17 protein-coding genes and 2 pseudogenes are annotated in these 17059 nt (G+C 66.8%); 13 read left to right on the top strand and 6 right to left on the bottom strand.

What is annotated here, in order from left to right:
- Nucleotides 1–30: 30 nt before the first annotated feature.
- From metF to OG966_RS32080, 3 genes are all read right to left on the bottom strand, one after another.
- The gene (gene metF / locus OG966_RS32090) at nt 31–936 is read right to left on the bottom strand and encodes a methylenetetrahydrofolate reductase [NAD(P)H] (RefSeq protein ID WP_326655451.1); all 906 of its coding nucleotides are present in this window, start codon (nt 934–936) and stop codon (nt 31–33) included.
- A gap of 45 nt (nt 937–981) precedes the next feature.
- Nucleotides 982–2205: a methionine adenosyltransferase gene (metK, locus tag OG966_RS32085; protein ID WP_326653498.1), complete on the bottom strand. Its 1224-nt coding sequence runs from the start codon at nt 2203–2205 to the stop codon at nt 982–984.
- Between the two features lie 164 nt (nt 2206–2369).
- The gene (locus tag OG966_RS32080) at nt 2370–3194 is read right to left on the bottom strand and encodes an AfsR/SARP family transcriptional regulator (RefSeq protein ID WP_326653497.1); all 825 of its coding nucleotides are present in this window, start codon (nt 3192–3194) and stop codon (nt 2370–2372) included.
- A gap of 322 nt (nt 3195–3516) precedes the next feature.
- On the opposite strand from OG966_RS32080, the gene OG966_RS32075 reads away from it, so the two are divergent.
- From OG966_RS32075 to OG966_RS32025, 11 genes are all read left to right on the top strand, one after another.
- Entirely contained in the window at nt 3517–4197 is a 681-nt protein-coding gene (locus OG966_RS32075) for an HAD family hydrolase (protein ID WP_326653496.1), read from the top strand.
- Nucleotides 4198–4244: 47 nt separating this feature from the next.
- Nucleotides 4245–5471: a transaldolase family protein gene (locus OG966_RS32070; RefSeq protein WP_326653495.1), complete on the top strand. Its 1227-nt coding sequence runs from the start codon at nt 4245–4247 to the stop codon at nt 5469–5471.
- 45 nt (nt 5472–5516) lie between these two features.
- Nucleotides 5517–6269, top strand: coding sequence for a hypothetical protein (locus tag OG966_RS32065; RefSeq protein WP_326653494.1), 753 nt, complete (start codon nt 5517–5519; stop codon nt 6267–6269).
- Entirely contained in the window at nt 6266–6997 is a 732-nt protein-coding gene (locus tag OG966_RS32060) for an SDR family NAD(P)-dependent oxidoreductase (RefSeq protein WP_326653493.1), read from the top strand. The genes OG966_RS32065 and OG966_RS32060 overlap by 4 nt, the downstream gene beginning before the upstream one ends.
- 33 nt (nt 6998–7030) lie before the next feature.
- The gene (locus OG966_RS32055; protein ID WP_326653492.1) at nt 7031–8179 is read left to right on the top strand and encodes a hypothetical protein; all 1149 of its coding nucleotides are present in this window, start codon (nt 7031–7033) and stop codon (nt 8177–8179) included.
- A gap of 100 nt (nt 8180–8279) precedes the next feature.
- Nucleotides 8280–9074, top strand: coding sequence for a class I SAM-dependent methyltransferase (locus tag OG966_RS32050; RefSeq protein ID WP_326653491.1), 795 nt, complete (start codon nt 8280–8282; stop codon nt 9072–9074).
- Between the two features lie 49 nt (nt 9075–9123).
- Entirely contained in the window at nt 9124–10440 is a 1317-nt protein-coding gene (locus OG966_RS32045) for an MFS transporter (RefSeq protein ID WP_326653490.1), read from the top strand.
- 52 nt (nt 10441–10492) lie between these two features.
- Nucleotides 10493–11053, top strand: coding sequence for an adenylyl-sulfate kinase (gene cysC, locus OG966_RS32040; protein ID WP_326653489.1), 561 nt, complete (start codon nt 10493–10495; stop codon nt 11051–11053).
- Complete coding sequence (cysD, locus tag OG966_RS32035; RefSeq protein WP_326653488.1) at nt 11050–12036, top strand: sulfate adenylyltransferase subunit CysD; 987 nt, start codon at nt 11050–11052, stop codon at nt 12034–12036. The genes cysC and cysD overlap by 4 nt, the downstream gene beginning before the upstream one ends.
- A gap of 2 nt (nt 12037–12038) precedes the next feature.
- Entirely contained in the window at nt 12039–13295 is a 1257-nt protein-coding gene (locus OG966_RS32030) for a sulfate adenylyltransferase subunit 1 (RefSeq protein ID WP_326653487.1), read from the top strand.
- Between the two features lie 3 nt (nt 13296–13298).
- Nucleotides 13299–14705 (top strand): FAD/NAD(P)-binding protein, encoded by a 1407-nt coding sequence (locus OG966_RS32025; RefSeq protein WP_326653486.1) that lies wholly within the window; start codon nt 13299–13301, stop codon nt 14703–14705.
- Between the two features lie 359 nt (nt 14706–15064).
- On the opposite strand, the gene OG966_RS32020 is transcribed toward OG966_RS32025, so the two are convergent.
- The gene (locus OG966_RS32020; RefSeq protein WP_326653485.1) at nt 15065–15199 is read right to left on the bottom strand and encodes a hypothetical protein; all 135 of its coding nucleotides are present in this window, start codon (nt 15197–15199) and stop codon (nt 15065–15067) included.
- On the opposite strand from OG966_RS32020, the pseudogene OG966_RS40975 reads away from it, so the two are divergent.
- Both OG966_RS40975 and OG966_RS32015 read left to right on the top strand, forming a co-directional pair.
- Nucleotides 15146–15397 (top strand): annotated as a pseudogene (locus tag OG966_RS40975) (restriction endonuclease); the annotation flags it as partial. The gene OG966_RS32020 and the pseudogene OG966_RS40975 sit on opposite strands and share 54 nt — an antisense overlap.
- A gap of 73 nt (nt 15398–15470) precedes the next feature.
- Nucleotides 15471–15596, top strand: a pseudogene (locus OG966_RS32015) (CorA family divalent cation transporter); the annotation flags it as partial.
- Between the two features lie 83 nt (nt 15597–15679).
- On the opposite strand, the gene OG966_RS32010 reads toward OG966_RS32015, so the two are convergent.
- Together OG966_RS32010 and OG966_RS32005 are read right to left on the bottom strand one after the other, a co-directional pair.
- Nucleotides 15680–16420, bottom strand: a complete 741-nt coding sequence (locus tag OG966_RS32010; protein ID WP_326653484.1) for a DUF427 domain-containing protein — start codon at nt 16418–16420, stop codon at nt 15680–15682.
- A complete protein-coding gene (locus OG966_RS32005; protein WP_326653483.1) occupies nt 16317–16991 on the bottom strand; it encodes an alpha/beta fold hydrolase in 675 nt (224 codons plus the stop codon). Before OG966_RS32005 ends, OG966_RS32010 begins: the two co-directional genes overlap by 104 nt.
- Nucleotides 16992–17059: the final 68 nt, after the last annotated feature.

The following is a 17059-nucleotide window of genomic DNA, read 5'->3' as shown; positions in this document are numbered from 1 at the left end:
GCGACCCCGTAACCCATGAGCTCCGTGAGGTCAGTGGCCTACGGCGAGGGCATGTCGTGGACTCCTTGCATCGAGCACGTCGAGGACGTTGCGATGGATTTCGAAGGCCGCCGAGGAGCGGTTGAGCGTGATGTAGTGCAGTCCGGGGGCGCCTTCGGCCAACAGGCGGCGCCCCATGGTGGTCGCGTAGTCGACGCCGACGCGGTACGAGGCGTCCCGGTCTCCGCGGACGGCTTCGAGTCGGTGCGCGAGATCTTCCGGGAAGGCCGCGCCGCTGAGCTCGGCGAATCGGCTGATCTGGCGGACGTCGGTGGCCGGCATGATCTCGGGGATGATCGGGACGTCACAGCCCGCTGCGGCCACCCGGTCGCGCAACCTCAGATAGTCCTCGACATCGAAGAACATTTGTGTGATCGCATAGTCCGCGCCCGCCCGGCACTTGGCCACAAAGTGCCGGATCTCGCTGTCCCAGTCGGCCGAGCGCGGGTGCCGTTCGGGGAAGGCGGCGACGCCGACACTGAACTCGCCCAGCGAGCATACGAGTTCGACAAGCTCATACGCATAGGTCAGCCCCTGCGGGTGCGGGGCCCACGCACCTGTGGGGTCGCCCGGCGGATCACCGCGCAGCACAAGGATGTCCCGGATACCGGCGTCGGCGTACTGCCCGATGATCCGGCGCAGTTCGGCCACAGAGTGCCCGACCGCGGTGAGGTGGGCGACCGGACGGAGCGTCGTCTCGGCCGCGATGCGCCGAGTGGCCTCGACCGTACGGTCCCGGGAGGAGCCGCCGGCGCCGTAGGTGACCGAGATGAACGAGGGGGACAGTGCCTCGGCCCGGCGGATCACCTCCCAGAGCGCGCGATCTCCCGACTCGGTCTTCGCCGGAAAGAATTCGAAGGAGAAGGAGCCCCTGTGACTGCCGGTGGCGAAGGGCAAGGTGTCCTCGGCCTCGGTACGCCTTCCGTGGTGCTCCCGCACGGCTCACCGCCCCGTGGCCGTGCGGAGGGCGTCGACGCGGTCGGTGCGCTCCCAGGTGAAGTCCGGTAGTTCACGGCCGAAGTGGCCGTATGCGGCGGTCTGAGCATAGATCGGGCGGAGCAGGTCGAGATCGCGGATGATCGCGGCGGGGCGGAGATCGAAGACCTCGGCAACGGCCTTCTCGATCGCGGCGGTCGGCACCGCGGCGGTGCCGAAGGTCTCGATGAACAGACCGACCGGCTCGGCCTTGCCGATCGCGTACGCGACCTGCACCTCACAACGTGCCGCGAGACCCGCGGCCACCACGTTCTTGGCGACCCAGCGCATCGCGTACGCGGCCGAGCGGTCGACCTTCGACGGGTCCTTGCCCGAGAAGGCACCGCCGCCGTGGCGGGCCATGCCACCGTACGTGTCGATGATGATCTTGCGGCCGGTCAGGCCCGCGTCCCCCATCGGGCCGCCGATCTCGAAGCGTCCGGTCGGGTTCACCAGGAGGCGGTAGCCGTCCGTCTCCAGGTCGACGCCTTCCTCCGCCAACTCCTTGAGCACCGCCTCGACCACGAACTGCCGAAGGTCCGGAGTCAGCAGCCCCTCCAAGTCAATGCCCGGCGCGTGCTGCGAGGAGACCACGACCGTGTCGAGCCGGACCGCCCTGCTGCCCAGGTACTCGACGGTGACCTGAGTCTTGCCGTCAGGACGAAGGTAAGGGAGCGTGCCGTCCTTGCGTACCTCAGTCATCCGGCTGGAGAGGCGGTGGGCCAGATGGATGGGCAACGGCATCAGCTCGGGCGTCTCTTCACAGGCGTACCCGAACATCAGCCCCTGGTCACCGGCTCCCTGCACGTCCAGCAGGTCGCCCTCGTCACCGGCGGTGCCGCCCGCCACGCGCTTCTCGTACGAGGTTTCGACGCCCTGTGCGATGTCCGGGGACTGCGCGCCAATGGACACCGAGACGCCGCACGAGGCGCCGTCGAAGCCCTTCTTGGACGAGTCGTATCCAATTTCCAGGATCTTGCTGCGGACGAGCGTGGGGATGTCGGCCCACGCCTTGGTGGTCACTTCGCCGGCGACGTGCACGAGGCCGGTGGTGATCAGCGTCTCGACGGCCACTCGGGAGGAGGGGTCCTCCGTGAGGAGCGCGTCGAGGATCGTGTCGCTGATCTGGTCAGCGATCTTGTCGGGGTGCCCCTCGGTCACGGACTCCGAGGTGAACAGGCGGCGGGACATGGAACTCCTCATCACAGTTGTTCAGGGGGTGCCAGCGGGTGCTACGGGATTCGTGAGGGGCGCCCGGGCGGCTGACCTGCGCCAGTTCCAGACCTCTGGTCTCCCTGGCCCAGGCGACCGACACCAGCCGGAGAGAATGCGCAGCCGACAGCATGACCGCGCCGCTATCGGCTTGTCATGAGACCCAGCGAAAGGCTCATTCTGTCCGGCGCGGAGACATCAAGTTCCGTGCTTTCGGTCAGTACGGCCGTTTGCAGCCGTCTGACCCGATGGGACGGTTCGATGCCGAGTTCGTCGGTCAGTTTCTTGTGGAGCCGGTGGTACGCCTCGAGGGACTCCGCCGTACGGCCCGACCGGTAGAGCGCGATCATGTATTGAGCATGCAGATTCTCGTGCACCGGATGCCGGGATACGAGGGTGCTCAGTTCAGAGAGCAGCTGATGGTGCATACCCAGTCGCAATTCGGCATCGATGCATTGCTCCAGTGCAGTCATCCGAAGATCTTCTATACCCGTGACATACGCCTGGATGCATGGGCCCTGCTGCACGTCCAGCAGAGTGCGCCCACGCCAGAGGCCGAGCGCCGAGCGAAGCGCCGCAGAAACGAGAGGGTCGTCCTTGCGTGATTGCGCTCGCCGGAAGTCCGCCAAGTACTGGTCGAGGGAATGAAGATCGAGGGCTCCGTCCTCGACGCGTAGCGAATAGCCCTGGTGATGCGTCGCCAGAATGCGCTTGCTCTCGTCCGCCGTCCTTCCGGAAGAGCCGCCGCCCAGAGCCTGCCGAATCTGGAACACCCGGGTGTGCACGCTCTGCACGGCGCTGCGTGGTGCGGCTTCGCCCCACAGCTCCTGGACACAGGCGTCCAGCGTCACCAGGGAGTTCGCGCTGAGCAGCAGGAGAGCCAGGAGCTGACGCGTCTTGGGAGCGGACGGCAGCAGGGAATCACTTCCCTCCGTCAAGGACAGCGGGCCAAGGACTCCGAACTTCATTGAACTCCCTCTCGCACGGACACCTGATCAAGAATCCGACAACAAAGGTGATCGACATAGGCAGGGATGGCAATGCCTGAGACTTGGGTGATCAGCATGCGCCCCCGAGAAGAAGCTAGCTACACCCCAATGACAGGTCCAGGCAATGCCCGTGACTCTGTCATCCGTGCCCGAATTGAACACCTTTGCCCCCTCTCTTGGTTGCCAAGGTATCGAGCGATGAGCCAATCGATAGAATGCTTTGCTTTGCTGGGGACGTCCCGCCGCAGAGGGTGTCGGAAGCCTACTGCGGGGCATTCGCGAAGCAATGAAAGGGTTCCCCGTGACGAAACGTCTGGTTATATTTGACTGCGACGGGGTCCTTGTCGACAGTGAGACACTGAGCTCGCAAGTCATGCGAGAAATGGCAGGCGCAGCGGGACTCGACTTCTCTTCGGAGCAGGCGCTCGAATTCATACGGGGCCGAAAGGTCGCAGAGTGGGTCGGACAGCTTGAGGCGCGGCTGGGCCGGGCACTGCCAGCCAGTTTCATCCCGCAGTTCCGCAGCAGGTCCGCGGATCTATTCGCCACCGAACTGCGACCCGTTCCCCATGTGCGGCAGGTCGTCGAGAATCTTGGGCTGCCCTTCTGTACGGCGTCCAGCGCGCCGCGCGAGAAGATCCTCAACACCCTGAGCTTGACTGGCCTGTTGCCATATTTCCAGGACCGCATTTACAGCGCGTACGAGGTCGGCGCATGGAAGCCGGACCCCGGACTGTTCCTGCACGCAGCGGCCGATCTCGGAGTGCCCGCCGCGCACTGCGCAGTCGTCGAAGACAGCCTCGTCGGTGTCCGGGCGGGCCTCGCGGCCGGCATGTCGGTGTTCGCCTACGCACCGCAGGAGAGCGGGACGGCAGCGGACCTGAAGGCCGAAGGAGCGATCGCCTTCGACTCGATGAAGGAACTTCCCCGCTTGCTGGACGGGTGGAACACCTGGAATCCGGCCGTACGCGCGACCCAGTGACGACTGCCTGGCCTCCAGAGACACCGAGTTGGAAAGGGATGAATCGCATGCCGAGTGTTCTTGAAGAGCTTCAGCACGCCGGTAAGTCGGCGGAGATCTGGTGGGATTCCTCGCCGCTCGACTTTCCCCGGTGGTGCGATCACCATCTGGCCACCGCACCCGACAAGGACACCAGGGAACGCTGGCAGGAGCAGCTCAACCGCTTTCTGTGTCCGGCGACGCCCGAACGTTCCCTGGTACGTGGCATCACGACCAATCCCTCCCTGGTCGCGCAGAGTGTCCTGGCGTCCCCGGAGAGCTGGCGCAATGACATCCAGGAGCTCATCCGCTATCAGCTGACCCCTGATGTGGAAAGCACCTTCTCGCTCGTCTACGAGGAGGCGCTGCGCCGCGCGGCGCGCGAGATGCTGCCGATGTGGGAGGCCAGCGACGGCAAGTTCGGCTGGGTCTCCGGACAGCTCGATCCGCGCCACATGCTCAATGCCGACCTCATGCTGGAACAGGCACTGCGCATCGCCCGAATATCCCCCAATCTCATGGTGAAGGTGCCCGGCACCAAGCAGGGGTACGAGGTCGTACGGCAGCTGGTGGCCCGCGGAATCTCCATCAACTCCACGCTCTCCTATACGGTTCCGCAGTTCGCGGCCTGTGCCGAGGCAGTGGAATCCGGGCTGAAGCGGGCGCACGACCAGGGAATCGACACCGGGCGGTGGCGCGCGGTCTTCACGCACATGATCGGGCGCTTCGGGGCAAACAACGACCTCCGCTACGAAGCGGCGATCCGCGAGATCGAACTCTCCCAGACCGATCTGCGCTGGGCCGAAGTCGCCATTCTCAAACGCATCCACACGCTCATCCAGGAGAACGACCACCCCATCAAGCCGCTGCTCTCCAGCCTCGAGGTCGACGACCCGGCCCAGGGCAGCAGCACGCTGAGCATGCATCTGGAACAGAGCGCGGGCGGCGCGGTCGCCTATACCTGCAAGCCCCAGTTCATCGCCGACGTGATGCGCCGCGAGCATGAACTGCCGTCCTTCGACACGCGGGCCATCGAGCAGGAAGTTCCGGCGAACGTCCTGGAGAAACTGATGTGGCTTCCGTCGTTCCATCGCGCGTACGACCCGGCCGGCATGCATCCCGAGGAATTCGCCCACTACGGCTCATTCATCTCGACGTACGCCGAAGTCATGGCGAATACCCGGAAGTTGATCGACTTCGTCGCGCATCAGTTCCAGACCATCACCACCTCGGCGCAGCCCCTGCTGCTGACCTGAGCCGTCCACAGGCCGACATTCCCCCCATCATCGAGGAGGTGCCGAATGCAACAGTCCATTGCGCTCTGGAGCCATCCCAGGTCGATGTCGACCGCACTGGAGCGCTCGTTCATCGAGCGGGGCGACTTCAAGGTATTCCATGAAGCCTTCGCCTACGTCTTCTTCATGCACGAAGGGCGTGCCGCCATTCCACACAAGAACCCGGATCCGGATCATCCGCTGACCTATCTCGAGGTCAAGGAGATGATGGAGGCCGCGCGGCTCGAACGCCCGGTGTTCCACAAGGACTTCCCGTACCACTGTCTCGACCATCTGTTGAAGGACCCCACATACCTGCTCGGCCAGGTCAATACCTTCCTGATCCGTGATCCCGAGGAAGCCGTCCTCTCCCATGCCACCGTGCACCCTGAGCTCACCCGCGAGGTACTCGGGTACGAACAGCTGGCCAAGGCCTTCGACCTCGTGCGGGAGTTGACGGGCACCGCGCCGGTGGTCGTCAACGCAGCGGATCTCGCGGCCCGTCCCGAGGCCACCATCGCCGCCTACTGCGAAGCAGTCGGGATCCCCTTCCTCCCTGAAGCGCTGAAGTGGTCCGCGGGCGAGCAGCCCGAATGGACCACATGGAGCGGCTGGCACACGGACGTGGCGGCCAGCAGCGGCTTCAGCACGCCGCAGCGCGAATACCGCTTCACATACGAGACGCGGCCAGCTCTGCGCGAGTTCGAGCGCTACTGCCGCCCCTTCTACGAGCACCTGGACCGGTACCGGCTGCGGCCGGCAGAGGAGGCATCCACATGAGCGTGACCACTGTCATCGTCACCGGCGGAGCCAGCGGTGTCGGCCGGGCCCTGATCGGCCGGCTGCTGAACGCCGGCAAGACCGTCATCACCTGTGACATCGACGAACCGGGCTTGAAGTCGCTTGCCGAGGAACATCGCGGCCGGGCGCTGGAGACCCATGTCAGCGATGTCGCTTCGCACCAGGACTGCGATGCCTTCATGGACCGGGCCCTTGCCGCGCACCCGGAAGTGGACGGCCTGGTCAACAATGCCGGTCTGTACCTCGGGCAGCCGGTCTGGGAGTACGACGACGCCACGATCGAGCGGGTCATCGCCGTGAACGTCAAGGGCCCGGTGTGGCTGTCCCGCCGTTTCGCGGACCATCTGCTGCCGGCCAAGCGGCGCGGCGCCATCGTGAACCTGGCGTCGGTCGCGGGCGAGGTCGGCAGTTCGGACGCGCTGTATGGCACGGTCAAGGCCGGTGTCATCGGTCTCACGAAGTCCAACGCCATGAACTTCGCCCCTTACATCCGGGTCAACGTCGTGTCGCCGGGCCTCATTGTGAATACGGCCATCGCAGACCGGATCCCGGACTACCGCTATGCCGAGTACAAGCGCCAGGAGCAGCTCGACGGCGACATCCTCCCCGAGTACGTGGCTGATGTGTGCGCCTACCTGCTCAGCGACGAGTCCCGGACGCTGACCGGCGCCTTGCTGCGCGCCGACAACGGCTCCTACCCGCGCTGAGTCTCCGTCTCCGTACGTCCTGGAGGTAAAACCTTGACTTCCTCAACCGACGGTTCCGGCAAGCCGCTCATCATGCTGGTGGGCATGGGCGACCTGAGCGCCAAGGTGCTCAACATGCTCCTGAGCGACCCGGCGACCAACCGGGTCATGCTGGCCGGCCGTGACACCGAGACCATCCGCAGGCGCGGCAATCTGGCGCTTTTCACCTCCACCAATCTCGGCGAACACGGCACGGTCAAAACGGTCCATGTCGACCTCCGTGATGTCGACGCCACGGCGGAGACCCTCGCCAGGGTCCGGCCCGACATCATCTTCATGGGCGGATCGCTCCAGTCCTGGCGGATCATCACCGCCCTGCCCAAGGAGGTCTTCGAGGAGCTCGACGAGGCGCAGTTCGGGCCGTGGCTGCCGATGCACCTGACGCTCAATCATCTGTTGATGCAGGCGGTACGGGATGCGGGCATCGACGCCAAGGTCGTCAACGCCGCGTTCCCCGACGCGGTCGGCCCGGTCCTCGGCAAGGTCGGCCTGGCGCCGACGATCGGTGTGGGCAACGTCGCCAACATCGTCCCCGCGCTCACCCTGGGCGCCGCACACCTGCTGAACGCGCACCCTTCGAAGGTGGAGCTCCGGCTCACCGCCCAGCACTACTTCAGTCACTACGTACCGCGCTTCGGCGACGCCGGGCAGGGTGCGTACCACCTCGCGGTGACGGTGGCGGGCCAGCCCGGGACCGCGGAGGTTCACCACGGCGCGCTCTTCGCCCAGCTCGACAACCGGCTCAAGCGGCTCGGCGGCATCGACGGTCAGCTGCTGACCGCCTCCTCCGCCGTACGGGTGCTGAAGGGCCTGGCGACCGACAGCGGGGTGCTCGCCCACGCCCCCGCACCGGACGGCCTGCCCGGCGGCTATCCGGTCCGGGTCCACCGGGGCGGCGGCACGCTCGACCTGCCCGACGGCCTCGGACAGGACGAGGCGATCCGCATCAACGAGGAGTGCCAGCGCGCCGACGGCATCGACCGCATCGACGACGACGGAACGGTGCACTTCACCGAGCCGGAGATGGCGGTCATGAAGCGACTGCTCGGCTACGAGTGCCTGAGCATGAAGCTCGGCGATGCCTCTGAATGGGCCGATGAACTTGCCCTGAAGTACCGGGCGTTCGCAGCGAAGTTCAGCTGATCCGAACGCCGACCGGGGCACTGGGCCCTCGGACGGCCACCCGTCCCACGCCCGTATGTCTGCGGAGACTCACACCGCCAGAGAGAGCCGGAGGATCACAATGACCACACCCGCAACCCGGGTCGCAGGCACAGTTCCCGTCGCGGAAGCGGCCGTTCCGGACGACTTCGAGGGCCAGTACGTACGTACTCTCGTCGACCGCTGGGACGAGCTGATCGACTGGGACCGCCGCAAAGCGAGTGAGCAGGACTTCTTCGTGGAGCTCCTGAACGGGGCCGAGGCCCGCCGTGTGCTCGACGTCGCGGCGGGTACCGGCTACCACTCAGTCGCTCTGGCACAGCAGGGCTTCGACGTCACCGCGACGGACGGCAGCGCGGAGATGATCGACAAGACTCGGCGGAACGCCGAGCGGCGCGGACAGTCCTTCCGCGTCCTCCAGGCCGATTGGCGCAGTCTGCGAGAGCACATCGACGGGCGTTACGACGCGATCGTCTGCCTGGGCAGTTCGTTCCCGCACCTGTTCCAGGAGGCCGACCGGCGTGCCGTGCTCTCGGAGTTCTACGAGGCGCTGAATCCCGGCGGCATTCTCATCGTCGACCACCGGAATTTTGACGCGATCCGCCGGCACCGGTACCAGAGCACCGGCAACTACTACTACTGCGGGACCGGGGCAACAGTGACCGTCGCACATGTCGCTGAGCAACTGTGTCGCTTTCAGTACGACTTCCCGGACGGCAGCACACACCATCTGGAGGTCTACCCCATTCTCTCGGACGAGCTGTCGTCACTGCTCATCGACGCCGGATTCGACACCATCCAGAACTTCGGTGACTTCCAGGAGAGTTTCGACATCGACGAGGTGGACTTCGTCATCCACGTCGCCCGGAAGCCGTGAGCCACGAGTCATGAAGCAGTCAGAAAGGCCCACAACGGTGGTGAGTAAAGTGAACACCGACGACAACCGTCCCAAGGTAGTCGCCGGATTCGTCGCGACCGTACTGCTGACCAGTTTTGTAGCGGCGACCTACGGATTCGGCTTCTATCTCTTCGCGCAGCTCGTCACCGATATGCGCAAAGACCTCGGCTTCGACTACACGGTGGTCGGGACGATCACCGCGGCCGGGCAGCTCGGCTTCCTGCTGTTCGCCCTGCTCGGCACCTGGCTGTCGACGCGGATCGGCGGCGGCCAGGTCGTCATCGGCTCGGTGGCGCTGTGCGGACTCTGCCTCGTGCTGCTGCCGGTGAGCAACAGCATCCTCTTCATCGGGATCCTATTGACGATCATGGGAGGCACAGCGGCCTCCGTGTACGTGCCGCTGGTCGAAATCGTCGGCCGGGTCATCGACTACCGGCACCGCGGCAAGGTGCTGGGACTGGTGTCCAGCGGAACCAGCTACGGCGTCTTCGTCAACAGCCTCCTGGTCCCCAGCTTCGTCCAGAACGACAACTGGCGGGGGCTGTGGTACGCGGTCGGGTTCGGAACGCTGATGGTGACCGCGGTGGCCGCCTTCACCTTCCACCGACTCGGGCTCTTCCGCGGCGACAACGAGAGCACACCCGACACCGCGGACCCCGGCACCACGGACAACGAAGGCATGCCGCACAACACCAGTGCCCGCGCCGGCTGGCGCATGGTGCTGGTGCGCTGGGTGGTCATCGTCTGGACGATGAAGTTCCTGAACGGGTTCGCCTGTATGCCGTTCCAGAACTACCTCTCCCCCTATCTGCGCGAGGGCCTGGGATTTGACATCGACTTCGCGGCCCAGGTCTGGGGTGCCATCGGCGTCATCGGAATGTTCGCCGGATTCGCGGTCGGCTGGCTCTCCGACCGGATCGGCGTACGCGCCTCACTGGTGATGTGCTACGCACTCTTCTTCATCTCCGCCGTGCTCCTGGTGGTTGCCCCCGTCGGATTCCTCCCGATGGTCTCCGGTGTTCTCTTCGCGCTCGCCTTCTACCCGATTTACGGGCTTGTGCCGGCGTACGTATCAAAGTCGGCGTCGGGCGCCGCCGCGACGGTCATCTTCGGTGTCACCAATGTGACCCAGGGAATCGGCGGAATCGTCGGAAACTACACGGCGGGATTCCTGAAGAACATCACCGGCGATTTCATGTGGTACTACCTCGTGGTCGCAGTGACCGCCGTGATTCTCGGTGCCCTGACCCTCCAGCTGCCCCGCGAGGGGTCGGCGGAGAGCGCCATCGGAAGGAAACCCGCGGCACCCGAAATCGGCAAGGAAGCCGCACAATCCGTCGGCTGACACCCACGGGCGCACAACCGCGATGGACGCGGCCACAATCGGAAAGGACCGGATGAAACAGCAAGGAATATGCACCTGCTGGCCAGGTGCGACGGTGTGGCTGACCGGTTTGCCCAGCGCGGGCAAGACCACTCTTGCCTACGAACTGGCCGAGAGGCTGCGTGCCGACGGACATCGTGTCGAGGTACTGGACGGCGACGAGATCCGGTCGTTCCTCTCCGCGGGTCTGGGCTTCGGTCGCGCGGACCGGGACGCCAACGTCCAGCGCATCGGCCTGGTGGCGGAGGTATTGGCACGCAACGGCGTCACCACCCTTGTGCCGGTGATCGCCCCGTACGCCGACAGCCGGGAAGCGGTGCGCAAGCGCCACGAAAGCAGTGGCACTCCCTACCTGGAGGTACATGTCGCCACGCCGGTCGAGGTGTGCTCCGAACGCGACGTGAAGGGGCTGTACGCCCGGCAGGCGTCCGGGGAGATCACCGGTCTGACCGGAGTGGACGACCCGTACGAGGAGCCGGAGGTCCCAGACCTGCGGATCGAGGCACACACCCAGAGCGTGCAGGAATCCGCAGCGGTACTGCACGTGTTGCTGACGGAAAGGGGACTGGCATGACGACGGCAGCTGCCACCACCGGTTCGGCCCCGGAACAGGGGGGCGGCCCGCGGCAGGAGGGCGCTCGGAACCGGACCGACGACTCTCCCCGCGCCCTGAGCCACCTGGACTCGCTGGAGTCCGAGGCCGTGCACATCTTCCGCGAAGTGGCGGGTGAGTTCGAGCGGCCGGTGATCCTGTTCTCCGGCGGCAAAGACTCGATCGTCATGCTGCACCTGGCGCTGAAGGCGTTCGTTCCCGCCCCCATTCCCTTCTCCTTGCTGCACGTGGACACGGGGCACAACTTCCCCGAGGTCCTGGAGTACCGGGACCGGGCCGTCGAGCGGCACGGTCTGCGGCTGCACGTCGCCTCCGTGCAGGACTACATCGACCGGGGTGTGCTGCGTGAGCGGCCCGACGGGACCCGCAATCCGCTGCAGACTGTGCCGCTGACCGAGAAGATCCAAGCCGAGCGCTTCGACGCGGTGTTCGGCGGCGGGCGGCGCGACGAGGAGAAGGCGCGCGCCAAGGAGCGGGTGTTCAGCCTTCGGGACGAGTTCTCGCAGTGGGACCCCCGCCGCCAGCGACCCGAGCTGTGGCAGCTCTACAACGGGCGGCATTCGCCCGGCGAGCACGTCCGCGTCTTCCCGCTGTCCAACTGGACCGAACTGGACGTGTGGCAGTACATCGCCCGCGAGGAGATCGAACTCCCGGAGATCTACTTCGCACACGAGCGCGAGGTGTTCGCCCGGGGCGGCATGTGGCTGACGGTCGGTGAGTGGGGCGGGCCGAAGGAGTCGGAGACCATCGAGACCCGGCTGATCCGCTATCGCACGGTCGGCGACATGTCGTGCACCGGCGCCGTCGACTCGGACGCTGTGACGCTGGACGCCGTGATCGCCGAGATCGCCGCCTCCCGGCTCACCGAGCGGGGTGCGACCCGTGCCGACGACAAACTGTCCGAGGCCGCGATGGAAGACCGCAAGCGCGAGGGGTACTTCTAGAGATGGCAATCGACACACTGCGCTTCGCCACCGCCGGTTCCGTGGACGACGGCAAGTCCACGCTCGTCGGCCGGCTGTTGTTCGACTCCAAGTCCGTACTGGCCGACCAGCTGGAGGCCGTCGAGCACGCCTCCCGCAACCGCGGCCAGGAAGCCCCCGACCTGGCGCTGCTGACCGACGGCCTGCGGGCCGAGCGCGAGCAGGGCATCACCATCGACGTCGCCTACCGCTACTTCGCCACGCCCCGGCGCCGGTTCATCCTGGCCGACACCCCCGGGCACGTGCAGTACACGCGCAACATGGTGACCGGGGCGTCTACGGCCGAGCTGGCCGTCGTGCTGGTCGACGCCCGCAACGGGGTCGTCGAGCAGACCCGCCGCCATGCCGCCGTCGCCGCCCTGCTCCGCGTCCCGCACCTCGTCCTCGCCGTCAACAAGATGGACCTCGTGGAGTACGCGGAACCCGTCTTCGCCGCCATCGCGAAGGAATTCACCGCGTACGCCAACGAGTTGCGCGTCCCGGAGATCACCTCCATCCCAGTCTCCGCGCTCGCCGGCGACAACGTGGTGGAGCCCTCCCGGAACATGGACTGGTACGGCGGACCGACTGTCCTGGAGCACCTGGAATCCGTATCCGTCGGCCACCGTCCGGACGACGAACCCGCGCGGATCCCGGTGCAGTACGTCATCCGGCCCCAGACCGCTGAGCACCGTGACTACCGGGGCTACGCCGGGCAGATCGCCTCCGGCACATTGCACGTCGGTGACCCGGTGACCGTACTGCCCTCGGGCCGCACCACCACCGTCGAGGCAATCGACATGCTCGGCAAGGCCGTGGACACCGCCTGGGCGCCGCAGTCGGTGACCGTACGACTCTGCGACGGCATCGACATCTCGCGCGGCGACCTGATCGCCCACGCCCACTCGGCGCCCGCGGTCACCCGGGAGGTCAGTGCCATCGTCTGCCATGTCGCGGACCGTCCGCTCACCGTCGGCCAACGGGTGCTGCTCAAGCACACCACCCGTACCGTCAAGGCGATCGTCGAGGAGATACCCTCGCGGCTCACCCTGGAAGACCTCTCCCAGCACGCGGACCCGGGGCAGCTGACGGCCAATGACATCGGCCGGGTCCTGGTCCGTACCGCCGAGCCGCTCGCGCTCGACACGTACGCCGAGTCCCGCCGTACCGGGTCCTTCCTGCTCATCGACCCAATCGACGGCACCACGCTCGCGGCCGGCATGGCCGACGGCATCGGGTGAGCCATGAGTGAGGGGACTCTCCGTGTCGTGGTCGTCGGGGCGGGCGCGGCGGGCACGCTCGTCTCGGCCCGGCTACTTGACTCCGCCGTCCGTGCCGGGCGTGGTGTGGCGGTCGACCTGGTCGATCCCGCGCCGGAGACAGGGCGGGGTCTCGCCTATGCCACGTCTGACCCTCGGCACCTGCTGAACGTTACGGCCGGGCGGATGAGCGCGCTGCCGCACGACGGAGGCGATTTCGTCCGCTGGCTCTCCGCGCGGGAAGCCCGCCCGGTCGACCCGGGCGAGTACGTTCCACGCGCGAGGTACGGCTCGTATCTGGCTGATGCGCTGAACCGTTCCGAGGCGGCCGGTGGCAGTATCGCGACCGTCCGACGACGGCATGACCTTGTCGTCGCGATCGAGCGCAAGCCCTCGGCGGGCACCAACAACGGCGTCCGTCTCCAACTGCGCGGGGGCGGGGCGCTCGACGCGGACGCCGTGGTCCTGGCTCTGGGGAACCTCGCCCCCAGCGGCGAATGGATCCCGGCCGGTCTCCGGGAGTCGCCCCACTTCGTCGCCGATCCCTGGCGGCCGGGGGCGCTCTCGAACGCACCGACCGACCGCGATGTGCTGCTCGTGGGTACCGGCCTGACCATGTGTGACATCGCCCGTACGCTGGCTGTTCCCGGCCGCACGGTGCACGCCGTCTCCCGGCGTGGTCTGCTGCCGCTCCCTCATGCCGCCGTCCCGCCGTCGAGAACGACGTTCCAGCTTGGCCCGGTGACCGGACCGCTCGACCTCGCGCAGCTGAAGCGCAGGTTGCGACACCATGCCGCGCTGTACCGGCGGCATTACGGGGACTGGCGCCCCGCCGTCGACGAGCTGCGGCCGCACATCTCCCAGGTGTGGCAGCAGCTCTCTTTCGCGGACCGGGAGCGCTTCCTCACCGGTGAGCTGCGGAACTGGGAGGTGCACCGGCACCGGCTGCCGCCGGCGACCGACCGGGCGCTGGCGGACGCCCAGCGGGCCGGACTGCTGACCGTCCAGGCGGCTGAAGTGGTCAAGGCACGGACGAGCGACGACGGCTGCGGGGTGTCCGTACAGCTGTCCAACGGGTGGTCGGCAACGGTCGGTGCCCTCATCAACTGCACAGGAACCGAGAGCCGGATACAGGAGCTGGCCGATCCACTCGTCCGTTGCCTGCTCGACCTGGGGATCGCCGTACCCGGACCGCACGGCCTCGGCTTCGACACTGCAACCGACGGGAAGCTGACCGCAGCTGGCGCCCGCACCGCGGCGCCCGTGTGGACGCTCGGCCAGTTGCGACGCGGAAACCTGTGGGAGACCACCGCCATTCCGGAGATCCGCGTCCAGGCGGCGGAACTGGCAGCCCGGATCCTGGGCCGCAAGACTGCGCCAGCGCTCGCCTGACGGACGCGGCCAAGGGTCGGGGCCGGGGCCGGGGCCGGGGCCGGGGCCGGGGCCGGGGAGAGCTTGGTCATGCGCTGCTCCCCATGTCGGACCAACCAGGTGCTGCGAGCGACGGTTCCCGTACGCCGGGAGCCGCTGCAGCGCACCAGCACATGCACGAGCTCCGCGTCCGGGGGGAACTGGCAACGGCCAGCACGCGGCCCGAGGCCCCAACTCGCGCTCCGCGACTGTTCAGTGCTGCGACCTACCCTCTGCTTTCACTGCATACTGCTGGGGGATTTGATGGCGGAGTTGCCAACGGCGCCGAGGACTAGGCGGATGACGTTGCGGGGTACTGGCGCCTGCGCGTCCCGGAACGACTACGCGACTTCGAGATAGCTGCCCGCATACCCCCGGGCCACGACCCTGCCGAGTACCTGCTCGATCGGTGGCTGGGTGAGTTGCGGATCTACCGTGAGATACCTCCCGCCGCCTCCGAGTGGACCCTGCGACATTTGTTCCTGCGCACCTCCTTGCACCCGGTCAAGGAGCTGCGCGTCACGGGAGGCCCGGGTGACAAGGGCGCCGACGTTGTAGCGAAGACCTACGTCGACGGAGTCGGGCCACACAAGTACGTCATCCAGGCGAAGCGGTACGGCGCCAATTGGACTGCCGGCTTCCAAGACGTGTCGCAGTTCGCCGGCACCTGCGCGACCCGCGCCGCTGGGGAGAATCTGGGGAGAATGAAGCCGCCTGGGGAGCGCGTGGGGAGAATCGGCTGCGTAACACGGCATGAACTTCGAGTCGATGCCGGAGCTGAAGTGGGCGGCGGGGTATCCGTTCGCGATCCTGCTGATGGCGGTCGTCTGCGTCAGTTTGTACTTCATCTTCAAGCGCCGCGACTGGCTCTAGGATCAACCGAGTCTCAATCAGACGTCGAAAACAGGGTGCCGACCTCCGGGAAATGCCCCTGGGGAGAAGAGACCCCTGCGACCTCAGCGGGCCTTGATCTCGTCGACGTCCAGGCCGCGGTCGATGCCGTGGGGGACGACGTTCTGCCCGGGCTCGCGGTGCAGGCGCTTGCCGTCGAGATGGACCTCGACCTTGTCCGCTTCGAACGACACCAGGTCGGTGATCCGGTCGACCTCACGGTAGGCGTTGCGGTACGACCAGGCGGCGCGGTGCACGTCGCCGATGTCGTAGTAGTCGCACAGGCCCTTGTAGGGGCAGAAGGTCTGGCCTTTGACGGGGCGTAGCCGGGTCTCGTCGATGTCGGTGCGCGGGACGTACCAGCGGGGGGCGAATCCGAACTCGAAGAGCACGAGGGGGTGCTCGGAGCGGGAGATCACGATGTCGCCGAGGCGGACTTCCAGGGTGCGGGAGGCTTTTCGGATGTCGATGCGGTGGTAGGGATCCGCGGCGTGCCCAGGGGTTCGGGGGTGAGGAAGTGTCCGATCGCGCCGGCGGAGAGGGGGCCTTGCTGCCAGGACAGTCCCATGGCCGGTTCCTTCCGGTGCGGGGTGGGCGGGTAGCCGCACCCCGGGTTGGGGTGGCTGTTGTTGACGACCAGGGCGTGCAGGAGGGAGGGGCGCGTGGGCCCCCGGCTGCCGCAGTCGCCTCGACCCCTGCGCGTCAGGCGAGGACGCGGGCGAGGAATCCGCGGATGTGCTCGGTGATGGCCTCGAGGTGGCTTTCCAGGGCGAAGTGCCCGGACTCGAGGAGGTGGATCTCGGCATCGGCCAGGTCCTGGCTGAACGCCGTGGCGCCGCCAGGTCCGAAGATCTCGTCGTTGGCGCCCCAGACCGCCAGCAGCGGGACCTGGGAGTCGCGGAAGTACTGGTGGACCTGCGGGTAGAGGTCCACGTTGGTGGGGTAGTCGCGGAAGAGCTTGAGCTGGATCTCGTCGTTGCCGGGCCTGTCCAGCAGCGCCTGGTCGTGGACCCAGTTGTCGGGGCTGACCAGGCTCGGGTCGGCGACTCCATTCAGGTACTGCCAGCGGGTGACCTCAGGGGTCAGGGCACCGCGCATGGGCGCTTCGGTGTCCGGCCCCGGGGCCTTGGCATAGGCGAAGACGCCGTCCCAGAAGGGCTTGACGAAGCCCTCCTCGTAGGCGTTGCCGTTCTGAGTGATGACCGCGGTGACGCGTTCCGGGGCTTGGAGTGCGAGCCGCCAGCCGATAGGGGCGCCGTAGTCCTGTACGTACATCGCGAACCGGTCGATTCCCAGGTGCTGGAGCAGGCCGGAGGTGACCACGGTGAGGGCGTCGAAGGTGTACGGGAAGTCTCGCAGGACGCCTACCTGCCTCAAGCCTCCGTACGCGAATGGTCACCAGCCGGCGCAGCCACCCACCCTGAACCCGCCCAGACGGTCAATGC

The sequence above is a fragment of the Streptomyces sp. NBC_01750 genome, from assembly GCF_035918095.1.
Lineage (GTDB): Bacteria > Actinomycetota > Actinomycetes > Streptomycetales > Streptomycetaceae > Streptomyces.
This window is presented reverse-complemented; position numbering and strand designations above follow the sequence as displayed.

Coding starts and splice junctions, on each gene's coding strand:
- OG966_RS32080 (WP_326653497.1), bottom strand. CDS start 3,194: ATGAAGTTCGGAGTCCTTGGCCCGCTGTCCTTGACGGAGGGAAGTGAT.
- OG966_RS32025 (WP_326653486.1), top strand. CDS start 13,299: ATGAGTGAGGGGACTCTCCGTGTCGTGGTCGTCGGGGCGGGCGCGGCG.
- OG966_RS32070 (WP_326653495.1), top strand. CDS start 4,245: ATGCCGAGTGTTCTTGAAGAGCTTCAGCACGCCGGTAAGTCGGCGGAG.
- OG966_RS32030 (WP_326653487.1), top strand. CDS start 12,039: ATGGCAATCGACACACTGCGCTTCGCCACCGCCGGTTCCGTGGACGAC.
- cysC (WP_326653489.1), top strand. CDS start 10,493: ATGAAACAGCAAGGAATATGCACCTGCTGGCCAGGTGCGACGGTGTGG.
- OG966_RS32065 (WP_326653494.1), top strand. CDS start 5,517: ATGCAACAGTCCATTGCGCTCTGGAGCCATCCCAGGTCGATGTCGACC.
- OG966_RS32060 (WP_326653493.1), top strand. CDS start 6,266: ATGAGCGTGACCACTGTCATCGTCACCGGCGGAGCCAGCGGTGTCGGC.
- metK (WP_326653498.1), bottom strand. CDS start 2,205: ATGTCCCGCCGCCTGTTCACCTCGGAGTCCGTGACCGAGGGGCACCCC.
- OG966_RS32010 (WP_326653484.1), bottom strand. CDS start 16,420: ATGCCGAGATCCACCTCCTCGAGTCCGGGCACTTCGCCCTGGAAAGCC.
- OG966_RS32020 (WP_326653485.1), bottom strand. CDS start 15,199: ATGTCGCAGGGTCCACTCGGAGGCGGCGGGAGGTATCTCACGGTAGAT.
- OG966_RS32050 (WP_326653491.1), top strand. CDS start 8,280: ATGACCACACCCGCAACCCGGGTCGCAGGCACAGTTCCCGTCGCGGAA.
- cysD (WP_326653488.1), top strand. CDS start 11,050: ATGACGACGGCAGCTGCCACCACCGGTTCGGCCCCGGAACAGGGGGGC.